The organism is Geodermatophilus sp. DF01-2, assembly GCF_004571065.1.
In the GTDB taxonomy this organism is placed as follows: Bacteria; Actinomycetota; Actinomycetes; order Mycobacteriales; family Geodermatophilaceae; genus Geodermatophilus.
This window is the reverse complement of sequence record NZ_SPQN01000035.1, coordinates 1-14705: the sequence shown is the minus strand read 5'-3', so window position 1 is coordinate 14705 and position 14705 is coordinate 1. Positions and strand designations below refer to the sequence as shown.

13 protein-coding genes are annotated in these 14705 nt (G+C 73.0%); 8 read left to right on the top strand and 5 right to left on the bottom strand.

Translation table 11 applies throughout. The features are described from left to right. Positions 1-95: 95 nt before the first annotated feature. The 4 genes from E4P41_RS11115 to E4P41_RS11100 are packed head-to-tail and all read right to left on the bottom strand — an operon-like array spanning position 96 to position 4696. Entirely contained in the window at positions 96-1355 is a 1260-nt protein-coding gene (locus tag E4P41_RS11115) for an amidohydrolase (RefSeq protein ID WP_135141318.1), read from the bottom strand. Further along, positions 1352-2557 (bottom strand): glutamate--cysteine ligase, encoded by a 1206-nt coding sequence (locus E4P41_RS11110; RefSeq protein WP_135141317.1) that lies wholly within the window; start codon positions 2555-2557, stop codon positions 1352-1354. Before E4P41_RS11110 ends, E4P41_RS11115 begins: the two co-directional genes overlap by 4 nt. 19 nt (positions 2558-2576) lie before the next feature. Next, complete coding sequence (locus E4P41_RS11105) at positions 2577-3191, bottom strand: GNAT family N-acetyltransferase (RefSeq protein WP_135141316.1); 615 nt, start codon at positions 3189-3191, stop codon at positions 2577-2579. Then, a complete protein-coding gene (locus E4P41_RS11100; RefSeq protein ID WP_135141315.1) occupies positions 3188-4696 on the bottom strand; it encodes a hypothetical protein in 1509 nt (502 codons plus the stop codon). Before E4P41_RS11100 ends, E4P41_RS11105 begins: the two co-directional genes overlap by 4 nt. A 109-nt stretch (positions 4697-4805) precedes the next feature. Here E4P41_RS11100 and E4P41_RS11095 point away from each other — a divergent pair, with 109 nt between their 5' ends. The 7 genes from E4P41_RS11095 (at position 4806) to E4P41_RS11065 (ending at position 11959) form a co-directional block, all read left to right on the top strand. Then, positions 4806-5615, top strand: coding sequence for a purine-nucleoside phosphorylase (locus E4P41_RS11095; RefSeq protein WP_209307659.1), 810 nt, complete (start codon positions 4806-4808; stop codon positions 5613-5615). Further along, on the top strand, positions 5612-6430 hold the full coding sequence (locus tag E4P41_RS11090) for an NAD(P)-dependent oxidoreductase (RefSeq protein WP_135141314.1): 819 nt from the start codon (positions 5612-5614) through the stop codon (positions 6428-6430). The genes E4P41_RS11095 and E4P41_RS11090 overlap by 4 nt, the downstream gene beginning before the upstream one ends. After that, the gene (locus tag E4P41_RS11085; RefSeq protein WP_135141313.1) at positions 6427-8046 is read left to right on the top strand and encodes a phospho-sugar mutase; all 1620 of its coding nucleotides are present in this window, start codon (positions 6427-6429) and stop codon (positions 8044-8046) included. The genes E4P41_RS11090 and E4P41_RS11085 overlap by 4 nt, the downstream gene beginning before the upstream one ends. Further along, complete coding sequence (locus tag E4P41_RS11080; protein WP_135141312.1) at positions 8046-8738, top strand: haloacid dehalogenase type II; 693 nt, start codon at positions 8046-8048, stop codon at positions 8736-8738. Before E4P41_RS11085 ends, E4P41_RS11080 begins: the two co-directional genes overlap by 1 nt. A 139-nt stretch (positions 8739-8877) precedes the next feature. After that, entirely contained in the window at positions 8878-9921 is a 1044-nt protein-coding gene (locus tag E4P41_RS11075; protein ID WP_135141311.1) for a tripartite tricarboxylate transporter substrate-binding protein, read from the top strand. 49 nt (positions 9922-9970) lie between these two features. Further along, complete coding sequence (locus tag E4P41_RS11070) at positions 9971-10447, top strand: tripartite tricarboxylate transporter TctB family protein (protein ID WP_245177274.1); 477 nt, start codon at positions 9971-9973, stop codon at positions 10445-10447. Between the two features lie 6 nt (positions 10448-10453). Next, positions 10454-11959: a tripartite tricarboxylate transporter permease gene (locus tag E4P41_RS11065; protein WP_135141310.1), complete on the top strand. Its 1506-nt coding sequence runs from the start codon at positions 10454-10456 to the stop codon at positions 11957-11959. 89 nt (positions 11960-12048) lie between these two features. Here E4P41_RS11065 and E4P41_RS11060 read toward each other — a convergent pair whose 3' ends face one another. Next, positions 12049-13224: a mandelate racemase/muconate lactonizing enzyme family protein gene (locus E4P41_RS11060; RefSeq protein ID WP_135141309.1), complete on the bottom strand. Its 1176-nt coding sequence runs from the start codon at positions 13222-13224 to the stop codon at positions 12049-12051. Positions 13225-13566: 342 nt separating this feature from the next. Between E4P41_RS11060 and E4P41_RS11055 the strand changes: the two genes are divergently transcribed. Further along, positions 13567-14169, top strand: coding sequence for a DUF6318 family protein (locus tag E4P41_RS11055; protein ID WP_135141308.1), 603 nt, complete (start codon positions 13567-13569; stop codon positions 14167-14169). Positions 14170-14705: the final 536 nt, after the last annotated feature.

Here is a 14705-nt window from a genome sequence, read left to right as displayed (position 1 = left end):
CGCTGGCGCTCGTCGACCGCGCTCGTCGGACTGCTGCGCTCGCACGCTCGCTCACGCTCGGGCTCCTGGCGTCGTCGGTCGATCAGCGACAGTGTCTACCGTCGTCCGCCCGTGCCCGAGCGGCCGGGGTGCGGCACGGGGCCGGCCGGCGGGCTGCCCGCGTCGGCGGCCAGCGCGTGCAACGCGGTGCGGGCCAGCAGCCGCACGCCGACCCCGATCGCCCGCTCGTCGACGTCGAAGGTCCCCCGGTGCAGGTCCAGCGGAGCGCCGCCGCCGTGCGTGCCCAGCCGCGCCAGCGCGATGGGCAGGACGTCGGCGAACCAGCCGAAGTCCTCTCCGCCCATGCTCTGCGGGGACAGCCGCAGCCCCTCGCTGCCGACCGTCTCCAGGGCCGCGGAACGCAGCAGGGCGACCGCCCGCGGGTCGTTGACCACCGGCGGCACCCCGCGGACGTAGTCGACCTCCACGTCGGCCCCGGTGGTCGCGGCGACCCGCTCGACCAGCGACCGCAGCAGCCCCTCGGCGTCCTGCCAGGTGTCCCGGTCCAGCACGCGCACCGTCCCGCGCAGGGAGCCGCGCTGCGGGATGGCGTTGGCCGCGACCCCGGCGTTGACCGCGCCCCACACCAGCGACATGCCGGCGCGCGGGTCGACCTGCCGGGACATCAGCGCGGGCAGGTCGGTGATCAGCCGGCCGAGAGCGTCGACCAGGTCGACGGTCAGCTGCGGACGCGCGGTGTGCCCGCCCGGGCCGGTGAGCGTGACGTCCATCCGGTCACAGGCGGCGGTGATCGCGCCGGTCCGCAGTCCCACGGTGCCGGCCGGGAGGGAGGGGTCGCAGTGCAACGCGAAGGCGCGCGAGGCCCCCTCGAGCACGCCGGCGGCCACCACCTCGGTGGCTCCGCCGGGCACCGTCTCCTCGGCCGGCTGGAAGACGCAGCGCACGGTGCCGGGCAGGTCGTCGAGCGTGGCCAGCGCCAGCGCGGCGCCGAGGACGACGGTGGTGTGCACGTCGTGCCCGCAGGCGTGGCACATCCCCTCGCGGACGGAGGCGTAGGGGACGTCCTTGAGGTCGGCCAGCGGCAGCGCGTCGATGTCGGCGCGCAGCACCACGATCGGTCCCCCACCCGCCCCGCCGGAGCCCAGCTCGACGACCAGCCCGGTGCCGGTGGGCAGCCGCCTGGGGTCCAGCCCGGCCTTGCGCAACCGCTGCTCGAGGAAGGACGTCGTCTCGAACTCGGCGAAGGCCAGCTCGGGGTGGGCGTGCAGGTGCCGGCGCACGGCGACCAGCTGCGGGTGCTCCGCGGCGACCCATTCGTCGACCGCCGTCCCCAGTTTCTCCGGGAACTGCGTCATGCAGCGTGCCCCCCGGCGCAGTCGGCCGGGCCGGGCACCGGGCCCGGCGGCTGGTCGGCCGGTCCGCTGGTGGGCAGGCCGTTCCGCAGCTCGGCGAGCAGGCTATCGACGACGGCGGTTAGGTCGCCGTCGCGCGCCGCGGCGACCGCCCGCTGCCGCTGGTAGGAGGCGCCGACGGCCAGGACGCGCTCGACGTCGGCCAGCTCGGCCTCGCAGCCCAGCCGGCGGGCGGTGGGCTCGAGTTCCTCGACCAGGTCGCCGATCGCCTGGCGCACCGGCCGCACGGTGCCCTTGTCGTCGACGACGATGTCGGCGTCCAGGCCGTAGCGGGCCGCGCGCCACTTGTTCTCCCGCAGCACCCAGGAGGCCGGCACCGGCAGCGTGTAACCGCGGTCGAGCTGGGTGTCGAACTGCTCGACCAGGCACTGGGAGAGCGCGGCGACCGCGCCGACCTCGTCGAGGGTGGGCAGCCCGTCGCAGATGCGCAGCTCGACGGTGCCGAAGTCGGGGTGCGGGCGGATGTCCCACCACACCTCGCGGACGCTCTCGATGGCGTGCGTGGAGATCAGCGTCTCCATGTACTCCTCGAAGCGGTCCCACCCGGAGAGCTGGTAGGGCAGGCCGGCGGTCGGCATGCCCTCGAAGACCTTGGTGCGCGCCGAGGCCAGGCCGGTGTCGCAGCCGACCCAGAACGGGGAGGACGCCGAGAGCGCCAGGAAATGCGGCACGTACTGGGTGAGCGCGTTGACGATGGGGATGGCCTTGTCCGGCGCGCGGACGCCGACGTGCACGTGCACCCCGAAGATCTGCAGCCGGCGGGCCAGCCACTGCATCCGCTCGACCAGCTGCAGGTAGCGCTCCTTGGGCGAGATCTCCTGCGTCTGCCAGTCGGTGATCGGGTGGGTGCCGGCGCACATCAGACCCAGGCCGCGGCGCTCGGCGGCCGCTCGGACCTCGGCGAGAGTGCCGGCCAGGTCGGCCTTGGCCTCGGCGACCGTGGTGCAGACGCCGGTGATGATCTCGACGGTCGACTGCAGCAGCTCGTGCTTGGCCTTGGGGTGCTCCTCGGCGCCCTCGGGCCGGATCTCCCGCAGGATCTCGACGGCGCCGGCGGTCAGCTGCCGCGTCTGCAGGTCGACGAGCTGCAGCTCCCACTCGACGCCGAGACTGGCGCGCTCGGAGGAACGGAACGGGATCTGCACGCCCGGAGTCTAGGGACGATCACGGCGCGGCACCGCCGGAACCGGCACCGCTCACCTCTCGGGGCGGGGGGTCGGTGGCCAGGCGGGAGTAGAGAACGACATCGCTGGGCTGCCCGCGATGCCGAAAGCGCTTGCGGACGACACCCTCCGCCAGGTAGCCCGCTCGTTCGGCCACCCGCCGGGAGCCGGCGTTCGCCGGGTCGACGTGCAGTTCGACGCGGTGCAGGCCCCGATGGGAGAACGCCCACTCCGTGAGCACCCCGACCGCCTCTGCGGTCAGGCCCCGGCCCCGGTGCTCCTCGACGGTCCAGTAGCCGATCTCGCCGAAGCCGTCGGTCGGCGGGAAGAGACCGATGCTGCCGACCAGGTTCCCGGACTCCTGGCTCTCCACGGCGAAAAGCGCACCACCGGCCGCCCGGGTCTCCTCGGCGACGAGTCCGACGAAGCCCTCCGCGTCCTCGCGCCGGTAGGGCACCGGTACCTGCGTCCACCGCTGGATCTCCGCGTCCTGGCAGGCGGCTACAACGTCGTCGACGTCGTCGGGCCGCCAAGGGCGCAGACGGATCCGCCGGCCGTCCAGGGGGTCCTGCTGCTCCATGCCGTTCATCATCCCTGCGCCGTCCGCCCGACTCATGGGCAGTTGGCGTAGCCGACGGGGACGGCCTTCGGCCGGCCCTCCGCGGGAGCGGCCGGTCGGGGGAGCCAGCGGGCGGCCGGCACCCGGTCGCGCAGGGCCGCGACAATCCTACGGCCGTACCGGTCCTCGTCGACCAGCACGGTGCACAGGTTGCGGCCGACGACGAGCACCGCCCGGCCGTCCTCGGTGGGCAGCGCCGCCTCGACGAGCTCCCACGGGATGGCGTGGACGTCGCCGTCGGCGTCGCGGGAGGCCAGTCCCCGCTCCCCGACGACGAGAGCGACCCGGTTCTCGCGGGAGAGCAGCCGGGCCAGCGCCGGGGGGCGGAAGGTGCGCCCCTCCGGCAGGTGCGCCTGCACACCGCAGACCCAGCGCCGCTCGACCGGATCCCCGGGGCCCTCGTAGGCCGCGCCCTCGGGCACGGAGAGGACCGCCGTCGTCCACGTGCCCCGCAGCGCCGCCGCGACCTCCTCGGTGCCCGTCGTCCGCCAGTTCCCGAGGACCTCCTGCACCGGGCGGAACGGCAGGCCGCCGACCGCGCAGTAGGCGGCGTCGGCGAGCTCGGACTCGACGACCGCGCGCTCGTCGGCGTCCAGCTCCTCGGCGAAGCCGTCGACGGCGTGCGCCAGCTCGGCGGCGCTCGGGCCGGACTCGCACAGCTGCGCGTAGGCCTGCCACAGCAGCCCGGCCACCTCGCCCTCCTGGCCCTCGCGGGCGTCGGCGACGACGGCGACCTCGCGCCGGTCGGCGGAGAGGTCCAGGGCCATCGAGTCGACGGAGTACGCCAGCCCCCGGGCGTGGCGGGCGGTGTCGCGCAGCCGCTCCTTGAGCACCTCGACGCCCATGGTGAGGGCGGGATCGCCCGCGCCGCCCGCGGTCAGGAGCAGCCCGACGCCGGTGCCCCGGGTCCACACCGGGCCGGTCTGCGGGCGGGACGGCGGCACGGGCCGGTCGGGGCGGAGGCCGGCCGGGAGGGGCAGCCGCAGGTCGGCCGGCAGCGGTCCGGAGCACCACAGCGCGGCGTTGCCCCGGACGAACCAGCGGCGGGCGTGCGCCCGGACGATCTCCTCGGTGAGGTACTCCGGGCCGGGCCCGTCGGCGACGACCAGTCCCGGGCCGGCCAGCCCGAAGCGGGCGGCCCACAGCGCGCCCATCGCCGAGTACGGCGCCCCACAGCTCTCCGCCTGCAGGACGCCGACCTCCAGGTCCATCCGCTCGGTGGGCAGGTCGGCCAGCGCACGGCACACGCCTTCGAGGAACGCGCCGACCGCCTCCGGCCGGCCGGTGGCGAAGAACGTGGTGGTGTCGACGTCGGTGACCGCGTTGCAGCGCAGGTGCGTGCGGGGCAGCGCGCCCATGGCGAGGTGCTCGACGAGGTGGGTGACCTCGATGGTCGCGAACGTCTCGTCGCGCAGTCCCACGCCGAAGACGAGGGCGGCGGTGGTCCGCGCCGGGCCGCTCGCCGCGAAGACGGGGACGCCGTCGATGTCGATGCGCTGCACCCCGACAGGCTCGGCCCCCGCCGTCCGGCTCCTCGACGGACACGCCCGCCCGGGACAGCTGAGGTGCGTGTGCCGCATCCCGCCGCGGCCGCTGGGCTAGCGTCCAGGCGTGAGTGCACCCCCCGCCGACACCCCCGCCGTCCTGGCCGCCCGCGCGGCCGACGACCTCACCACCGCGCTCGGCGGCGGCCACGACGTGGCCGTCGTCATGGGGTCGGGCTGGGCTCCCGCGGCCGACGCCTTCGGGGCCGTCGAGGGCAGCGTCGCCATCGGTGACCTGCCCGGCTTCGCCGTCCCGACGGCGGTCGGCCACGGCGGGGAGGTCCGGTCGGTGCGGGTGGGCCAGCGCCGGGTGCTCCTCTTCCTCGGCCGCACGCACCTCTACGAGGGCCGCGGCGTCGAGCCGGTGGCGCACGGCGTCCGGACGGCGGCCGCGGCGGGCGTGCGCACCGTCGTCCTCACCAACGCCGCCGGCGGGCTGGCCCCAGAGCACCGGGTCGGCCAGGCGGTGCTGATCGCCGACCACCTGAACCTGACCGCCCGCTCGCCGCTGGCCGGCGCCACGTTCGTCGACCTGACCGACCTGTACTCGGCGCGGCTGCGGTCGCTGGCGCGGGAGATCGACCCGTCGCTGACCGAGGGCGTCTACGCCGCGCTGCCCGGGCCGCACTACGAGACGCCGGCCGAGATCCGGATGCTGCGCACGCTCGGCGCCGACCTGGTGGGCATGTCCACCGCGCTGGAGGCCATCGCCGCACGCGCCGCGGGGCTGGAGGTGCTGGGGCTGTCGATGGTCACCAACGCCGCCGCCGGCATCACCGGGGAGGTGCTCGACCACGAGGAGGTGCTCGCGGCCGGGAAGGCGGCGGCCGGCCGGCTGGGCGAGTTCCTCGTCGAGTTCGTCGGGCGGCTGCCGTGAGCAGCGGTCCCGTGCTGGTCACCGGGGCGGCCGGGCGGATCGGCACCGTGCTGCGCGGCGGGCTGCCCGAGCGCGGCTGGGCGCTGCGCTCGCTGGACGTCGTCCCCCTGCCCGACGCCCGTCCCGGCGAGGAGCAGGTCGTCGCCGACGTCACCGACCTCGCCGCGATGGTGGAGGCCGTCTCCGGGGCCGCCGCCGTCGTGCACCTGGCCGGCGTCTCCGGCGAGTCGACGTGGGCGGCGGTCTCGCACGCCAACATCGAGGGGACCTACTGCGTGCTGGAGGCGGCGCGGCGGGCCGGCGTCCCCCGGGTGGTGCTGGCCTCGAGCAACCACGCCACCGGCTTCACGCCGCGACCGGACGCCGGGCTCCTCCGCGAGGCCGACGCCCTGCCGCGGCCGGACACCTACTACGGGGTCTCCAAGGTGGCGATGGAGGCACTGGGTTCCCTCTACGCCGACCGGTACGGCCTGGACGTCGTCTGTCTGCGCATCGGCAGCGCCTCCCCCGAGCCGACGACGACCCGCCAGCTCTCGACCTGGCTCTCCCCTCGCGATCAGGTGTCGCTGGTCGACGCCGCGCTGCGGGCGCCGTCCCCCGGGTTCGCCGTCGTGTGGGGCGTCTCGGCCAACACCCGCGCCTGGTGGGACCTCACCGCCGCCCGGGCGCTGGGCTACGAGCCGGTCGACGACGCCGAGCCGTACGCCGAGGCGCTGGTGGAGGTGCACGGCGAGCCCGACCCCGTCGACCCGGTGCACGCGCGCGTGGGCGGCGAGTTCACGCTCCCGTCGTTCGACGCCGAGGTGGACGCGTGACGCTGCTCCAGACCGCCCGCGAGTGGGCCGACGCCGATCCGCACGACGACGACCGCGCGGAGATCGAGGCCCTGATCGAGGCGGGGAACACCGTCGAGCTGGAGCGCCGCTTCGCCGGGCCGCTGACCTTCGGCACCGCCGGGCTGCGCGGCCCGCTACGGGCGGGGCCGGCGGGGATGAACGCCGCGGTGGTCACCCGGGCGGCCGCGGGTCTGGGTCGCTGGCTGGCCTCGGGCGGGCACGCCGGCGGCGGCGTGGTGATCGGCTTCGACGCGCGCCGCCGGTCCGACGAGTTCGCCAGCGTCTCCGCGGCGGTGCTGACCGCGGCCGGGTTCGCCGTCCAGGTGCTGCCGCGGCCGCTGCCGACGCCGGTGCTGGCCTTCGCCGTCCGCCACCTGGGGTGCGTGGCCGGGGTGATGGTCACCGCCAGCCACAACCCGCCCGACGACAACGGCTACAAGGTCTACCTCGTCGACGGGGCGCAGCTGGTGCCGCCGGCCGACCGGGAGATCGAGGCGGCGATCGCCGCCGTCGGCCCGGCGCGCGAGGTCCCGACGTCCGACGACTGGCTGACCCTCGGGGACGACGTCGAGGCCGACTACGTGGCCGCCGTCGTGCGGGCGCTGGAGCCCTCCCGGGTCCCCGATCTCGACCGCCTCGTCGTCGCCTACACCGCGATGCACGGCGTCGGTGCCGGGACCACGCGGTCGGTGTTCGCCGCCGCGGGCGTCGCGCCGCCGGTGAGCGTTCCCGAGCAGGACGAGCCCGACCCGGCGTTCCCGACGGTCACCTTCCCCAACCCGGAGGAGCCGGGCGCGGTGGACCTGTTGCAGGCCCTGGCCGCGCGGGTGGACGCCGACGTGGCGATCGCCGAGGACCCCGACGCCGACCGTTGCTCGGTGGTCTGCGGCGGCCGCCAGCTGACCGGCGACGAGGTGGGCGGGTTGCTCGCCGACTGGCTGCTGCGCCGCGGGGTGCGGGGCACGTACGCGGCGTCGCTGGTGAGCGGCTCGCTGCTGCACGCGCTCGCCGGGACGCACGGGGTGCGGTTCGCCGAGACGCCGACCGGGTTCAAGTGGATCGTCCGCGCGGGCACTGCTGACGAGCCGCTGGTGTTCGGGTACGAGGAGGCGCTGGGCTACGCGGTGGCGCCGGACGTGGTGCTCGACAAGGACGGCATCTCCGCCGCGCTCGCCGTCGCGCTGCTGGCCGCGGAGCTGAAGGCGTCCGGCCGCACGCTGACCGACCGGCTCGACGAGCTGGCCGTGGAGCACGGGTTGTTCGCGACCGGGCAGCTGGCGGTGCGGGTGGAGGACCTCTCGCGGATCGGCGCGATGATGGCGCGGCTGCGCTCGGCACCGCCGTCCCGCCTGCTGGGCCGGGAGGTGGCGGCCTCGGACCTGCGCGAGGAGACCCCCGCCGTGGACGCCGTCCGGCTGCTCGGTGACGGCGTGCGAGTGATCGTGCGGCCCAGCGGCACCGAGCCCAAGCTCAAGGCCTACCTGGAGACCGTCGTCCCGGTGCACGAGGACGCCGGGGTCATCGCCGCCCGCGGCCGGGGCGCCGACGAGCTCGACCAGCTGCGCACCGAGATGTCCGCGGCGCTGGGGCTGTAGTGCAGATCCGCGCACTGGTCTTCGACGTCTTCGGCACCGTGGTCGACTGGCGCGGCGGGGTCGCCCGCGAGGTGCACCGGCTGCTCGGCCCGTCGGTCGACGCACCGGCCCTCGCCGACGACTGGCGCGGGCGGTACGTGCCGTCGATGGACCGGGTGCGCTCCGGCGAGCTGCCCTGGACGCCGCTGGACGCCCTGCACCGCTCCTCGCTGGACGACGTGCTGGCCGATACCGGGCTGGCCGACGTCCCCTCGGCGGTGCGCGAGGAGCTGGTGCTCGCCTGGCACCGGCTGGACCCGTGGCCGGACGTGCTGCCCGGCCTCCGCCGGCTGGCGCGGTCGTACGTGCTGGCGCCGCTGTCGAACGGCAACGTGGCGCTGCAGGTGGACCTGGCGCGGCGGTCCGGGCTGCCGTGGGACTGCGTGCTGGGCGCGGAGGTCGTGCGGCACTACAAGCCCGACCCGGAGGTCTACGACTCCGCGCCGCGGCTGCTGGCGGTGCCGCCGTCGTCGGTGGTGATGGTCGCCGCGCACCTCGACGACCTCGCCGCGGCCCGGGCGCGGGGGCTGCGGACGGCCTACGTGCACCGGCCCGACGAGTTCGGCGGGCGGGTCGTGCCGCCGTCCGCCGACCCGGACGCCGACCTGTCGGTGGTCTCCTTCGAGGAGCTCGCCGAGGCGCTGGGCGCCTGACCGGTCGCCCCGCGTTGCCGGTCTTCCTCGTCGCTCACCCGTTCGCGCCGCGTGTCGTTCATGCGATGTGTTGCGCGCCACGCAAGGTGATAGCGTTCCGCCGCTCCGAGCCGGCTCACGACTCAGAAGGACCTCATCGATGCCACAGGGCCATTCGTACGACGCCGTCGCGCACCCGCGCCTCGGCCGCACTCGACCGTGGGCCGGCCTGGCCGCCGCCACGCTGACGCTCGCCGCATGTGGTGGTGGCGGCGGTGGCGACGTCGAAGCCGCGGCGGCCTACCCGGAGGGTGACATCACCTTCGTGGTGCCGTTCTCGGCCGGCGGGCCGACGGACACGGTGACGCGCCTCATCGCCGAGCCCATGGCCGAGGAGCTGGGCGGGACGATCGTCGTCCAGAACGTCGAGGGGGCCGGCGGCACGATCGCGGCCGGCGAGGTCGCCGCGGCCAATCCCGACGGCTACACCGTCCTGATGCACCACATCGGCATGTCCACCGCACCGTCGCTGTACCCCGAGCTGCCGTACGACCCGCTGGAGGACTTCAAGCCGGTCGGGCTGGTCACCGAGGTGCCGATGACGCTGGTCGCGCGCAGCGACTTCGAGCCCGAGACCATGGAAGAGTTCATCGAGTACGTCAAGGAGAACGCGGACACCGTCACCCTCGCCAACGCCGGTATCGGCGCTGCCTCGCACCTGTGCGGGCTGCTCCTCCAGGAGGCCCTGGGCGTGGAGCTCACGGAGGTCCCTTACGAGGGCACCGGCCCCGCGCTGACCGACCTCGTCGCCGGGGAGGTCGACATCATGTGCGACCAGACCACGAACACGACCGGTCAGATCCAGGCCGGTGAGATCAAGGCCTACGCCGTCACCACGCCCGAGCGCGTGGAGAGCCTCCCCGATCTGCCCACCACCGAGGAGGCCGGTCTGCCTGAGCTCGAGGTCGGTGTGTGGCACGGCCTGTACGTCCCGACCGAGACCCCGGACGAGATCGTGCAGGAGCTGACCGGGGCCCTCCAGGTGGCCCTCCAGGATCAGAACGTGATCGACCAGCTGGCCGAACTCGGCGCCGCGCCTTCGTCCGAGGAAGAGGCGACGCCGGAGGCGCACCTCGAACGTCTCGAGCAGCAGATCGAGCTCTGGCGGCCGATCATCGAGCAGGCGGGCGTCTCGGCGGACTGACCATCGGTGACGGGTGGGGCGGCGCGAGCCGCCCCACCGTCCTCAATCCGTGAGGGACCTGACTGTGAACATGCACGGGGCACGCAAGGACCTCCTTGCGGGTGCGTTATTCGTCGTCTTCGGCTTGGCGTTCGCCATCACCTCCAGCACGTACGAGGTCGGCAGCGCACTGCGCATGGGACCGGGGTACTTCCCCCTCGTCCTGGGGAGCGTGCTGGTGCTGCTCGGGATCCTCATCGCCGTCAAGGGGTTCGTCGCCGGTGACACCGGTGAGCTGGGGCCGGTGCCGTGGAAGGCCGCTGTGCTGATCGTGACCGCGCTGCTCTTCTTCGGCTTCACCGTGCGGGGCCTCGGCATGGTGCCCTCGCTGCTCGTGACGGTGTTCCTAACCGCGATGGCCGGGCGCAATGCCCGCGTGATCCCCGCCGCGGTGGTCGCGGCGAGCCTGACGGCCCTGAGCATCCTGATCTTCGTGATCGTCCTGCAGCTGCGGCTGCCGTACTTCGGCCCCTGGCTCCAGGGCTAGCCGGCGGTGGAGATCCTCGACAACCTCGGTCTCGGGTTCGAGACGGCGTTCACGCCGATCAACCTGCTCTTCGCGTTCATCGGGGTCGCGCTCGGCACCGCGGTGGGAGTGCTACCGGGCATCGGCCCGACGGCCACCATCGCCATGCTGCTGCCGATCACCTTCGGCTTCGAGCCGGTCACCTCGCTGATCATGCTGGCGGGCATCTACTACGGCGCCCAGTACGGTGGGTCGACGACGGCGATCCTGATCAACCTGCCCGGCGAGTCTTCCGCGGCGGTGACCGCACTGGACGGCCACCAGATGGCCAGGCAGGGCCGGGCCGGACCGGCGCTGGCCACGGCCGCGCTGGGCTCCTTCTTCGCCGGGACGGTGGGCACCCTCGCCCTGGCACTGTTCGCGGTGCCGATCTCCGAGGCCGCCCTATTGTTCGGCTCGCCGGAGTACTTCTCGCTCGTGGTCCTGGGGCTCATCGCCTCCATCGCGCTGGCGAGCGGGTCGGTGCTCAAGGCGCTGGCGATGATCGTGCTCGGCCTGCTCCTGGGCACGGTCGGCCAGGACCTCGTCTCGGGCACCCCGCGCTTCACCTTCGGCCTCCGCGAGCTGTACAGCGGGCTGAACTTCGTGTCCCTGGCGGTCGGGCTGTTCGGCGTCGCCGAGATCCTCCGCAACCTCGAGGGGGACATCACCCGCAGCGTCATGGTCCAGAAGGTCAAGAACCTCTGGCTCACTAAGGACGACTTCCGCCGGATCCGGGGCCCCGTGCTGCGCGGCACCGGGCTCGGCACCGCGCTGGGCGTGCTCCCCGGCGCAGGGCACGTGCTCGCGTCGTTCGTCTCCTACTCGGTGGAGAAGCGGGTCTCGAAGAAGCCCCAGGAGTTCGGTCGGGGCGCCATCGAAGGTGTCGCCGCCCCGGAGTCGGCGAACAACGCCGCCGCCCAGACGCAGTTCGTCCCGCTGCTCACCCTCGGGCTGCCCGTCAGCCCGATCATGGCGCTGCTGCTCGGCGCCTTCATCATCCAGGGGATCGTGCCCGGCCCCAACGTCATCGACGAGGAACCGGAACTGGTCTGGGGTCTCATCGCGTCGATGTGGATCGGCAACTTCTTCCTGGTCCTGCTCAACCTTCCCCTCATCGGCCTGTGGGTGAAGATGCTCACCATCCCCTACCGGGTGCTCTTCCCGGCGATCATCGCGTTCGCATCGATCGGGACCTACTCCATCGCCCTGAACGAGTTCCACGTGTACGCGATCGCGTTCTTCGGCATCCTGGGATACGTCCTGATCAAGCTGGGGAACGAGCCGGCGCCGCTGCTGCTGGGCTTCGTGCTCGGTCCGCTGCTGGAGGAGTACCTGCGCCGCGCGCTGATCATTTCCGACGGAGACCCCAGCGTGTTCGTCACCCGGCCGATCTCGCTGGTCCTCCTGCTCCTGGCGGCCGCGGCCTTCATCATCGCGGTCCTGCCCACCGTCCGCCGCAAGCGCGAGGTCGTCTTCGAAGAAGAGGACTGACCGGCACGACCTGCGGGGCCCCACGCCAGCACCTGCAGGCGTTGGGCCCCAGATGTGTTGCTCCTGGCGCGTCGGCGGAAGCTGGCGGGCTACGCCAGGACGTCGCGGAGCACCGGCGCGAGCGACGACTTGGCCTCGAGACCGATCCCGGGAACGTCCGGGAGCCCCACGTGGCCGTTCTCGATCGGGAAGCCGTCGGCGAAGCCGCCGAAGGGCGCGAAGATCCCGGGGTAGGACTCGCAGCCGTGCAGGTGGAACGCCGAGGCGATGGACAGGTTGAACTGGTGCCCACCGTGTGGCACGCAGCGGTCGGGATTCCAGCCCGAGTCGAACAGCATCGTGACGATCCGGCGGAACTCGGTCGCCCCGTAGCTCAGGGCCGGGTCCATCTGCAGGATGTCGCGGTCCCGACGCAACCCTCCGTAGCGGATGAGGTTGCGCGCCTCCTGGAATGACATCAGGTTCTCGCCCGTCGCCAGCGGCCCGTCGTACCGCTCGGCCAGCCGGCGCAGCTCCTCGAAGTCCAGCGGGTCCCCGGCCTCCTCGTACCAGTGCAGCGGGTAGGCGCTCAGCGCGTCGGCGTAGGCCAGCGCCGTGTCCAGGTCGAATCGCCCGTTGGCGTCCACGGCGAGGTCGCACCCCTCGGGCAGCACGTCCAGGACGGCCTCGATGCGCCGCAGATCCTCGTCCAGCGGAGCTCCGCCGATCTTCATCTTGACCGTGCGGTAGCCCATGTCCAGGTAGGAGCGCATCTCCGCTTGCAGTGCCTCGATGCCGCGCCCCGGGTAGTAGTACCCGCCCGCCGCATAGACCCAGACCTTCTCGGCAGGGGTCGCCGGTGTGCGCGGATCACGAGCCCGTTCGCTGAGCAGCTGGTACAGCGGAACTCCGGCCAGCTTGGCGGCGAGGTCCCAGGACGCCATGTCCAGGATCCCCATCGCGACGGCCCGGTCGCCGTGGCCGCCGGGCTTCTCGTCCCGCATGGCCGCACGCCAGATGAGCTCCGGGTCCAGGTCACCGTGCTCGCCGATGAGGCTCTCGGGTGCAGCCTCCCGGACCCGCGGGATGATCCGCTCGCGCAACAGGCCCCCCTGCGCGTACCGCCCGTTGGAGTTGAAGCCGTACCCGACCACCGGCTTCCCGTCGCGTGTCTCGTCGGTGACGATCGCGAGGACGCTGACGTTCATCTTCGAGAAGTTGATGAACGCGTTGGACATGTCCGCCTCGATGGGGACGGTCTTCTCGCGGATGTCGATGATGCGCACGGACAGCGACCTCTCCGGGGGACGTAGGCCGTGCGCACCGGGCCGGTCCGGGCGGGAACCGGCTCCGGGAGGACGACGGCCGTCGAGGATTTCGACCTGGATGAGATCACGGAGGCGGCGTGGTCGCGAACCGCGTGCCGCGATGGAGCCAGCCCACCTCGACGCCGCCCGGGTCGTCGGCCGTGCCGATCCCGACGACTCTGGACCTGCTCCGTCGACGTCCTCGGCCCACGGCGCGGCGGCCCTGCCGGCCACCGCTCACCGCTCCGCAATGCGTTCGGGTGGTTGTCCACAGGGATGCGTGCCCGGGACGGCAGCACTCCGTAGTCTCCCGGCGATCGGGTGATCGACACGGGGGTGGACGTGACACGGCGCTGGACCCTGCGACTCGTGGCGGGCCTCGCGGCCGGCGCAGTGGCGCTGAGCGGCTGCTCGGAGCGGCAGGAGGCGAACGACACCCTGCCCGGGGCGGACGCCGAACCGAGCGCGTCGGAACCCGAACTGCCGCCCCTGGGGCCGCCGGACCTGCCGATGCCCGCCGCGGCCCGCACCCCGGACGCCGCCGGTGCGGAGGCCTTCGTCCGGTACTACATCGACCTCATCAACCGGACGTCGACCGTCATGGACGCCGCTCTCCTGCGCGAGTTCAGCGATCGCTGCGACGGATGCAACCGCATTGCTGCGCATACGGAGGAGGACGCTCGCGCGGGATACGACTATGAGGGCGGCGAGATCACGATCACCGAGATCAGCCAGCCCTTGATGAAGGGCGCGACTGCTGAAATGGCCATCCGCATGGATCAGGCACGTTTCCGTGTGGTAGATGCCTCAGGTTCTCCGGTAGACGGTGGTTCGGAGCCCTACTCCGCTCTGCTCGGCGGAGCGGCCCTGGTATGGAGTCCCGACCGCAGTACGTGGTTGATCACCAGTCTGACGTTCGGATGACCGGAGCCGTGCGTGCGACCGCGTTGCTATCGTTGCTGCTCTCGGTTCTCCACGTGCCTGCGGCTAATGCCGACTCCCACTGCGGACATCGTGCCTGTCCAGACGTGGACTTCGCGCCTTCAGCTCTGACCGCGACTCATGTCGAGCAGGCTCCCGACGGGAGTTGGTTCGCCAGCAATGGACGGCCCGGAGATGGGGAGTCAGTACCGCAGCCGTACACATACCGCCTACGCACGCCTTGCGAGGTCGACATCGCGGCTGGAGATGCATGCCGCCCCGACGATGATGCGCTCTGCCCCGCGCCACCAAACCAAGTCGTCGAGGCGATGGTGGTCGAACGTCAAAGGTTGGTGCTTCCTGGCGGAGACACCGTCGACAATTTCGATCCACTCGGCGCGCCACCAGGGACCAATGCCACTTAGCCTAAGTTGATCATGTAGTTGTCGGCGTGGCGGACCGATTCGTCCCGTCGGCGGTGTCAGCGTGCCCGGCCGTGGATCATCCTGAGGCCGTGCGTCCGGATCAGGTGTCGCTGG

Coding starts and splice junctions, on each gene's coding strand:
- E4P41_RS11115 (WP_135141318.1), bottom strand. CDS start 1,355: ATGACGCAGTTCCCGGAGAAACTGGGGACGGCGGTCGACGAATGGGTC.
- E4P41_RS11105 (WP_135141316.1), bottom strand. CDS start 3,191: ATGAGTCGGGCGGACGGCGCAGGGATGATGAACGGCATGGAGCAGCAG.
- E4P41_RS11075 (WP_135141311.1), top strand. CDS start 8,878: ATGCCACAGGGCCATTCGTACGACGCCGTCGCGCACCCGCGCCTCGGC.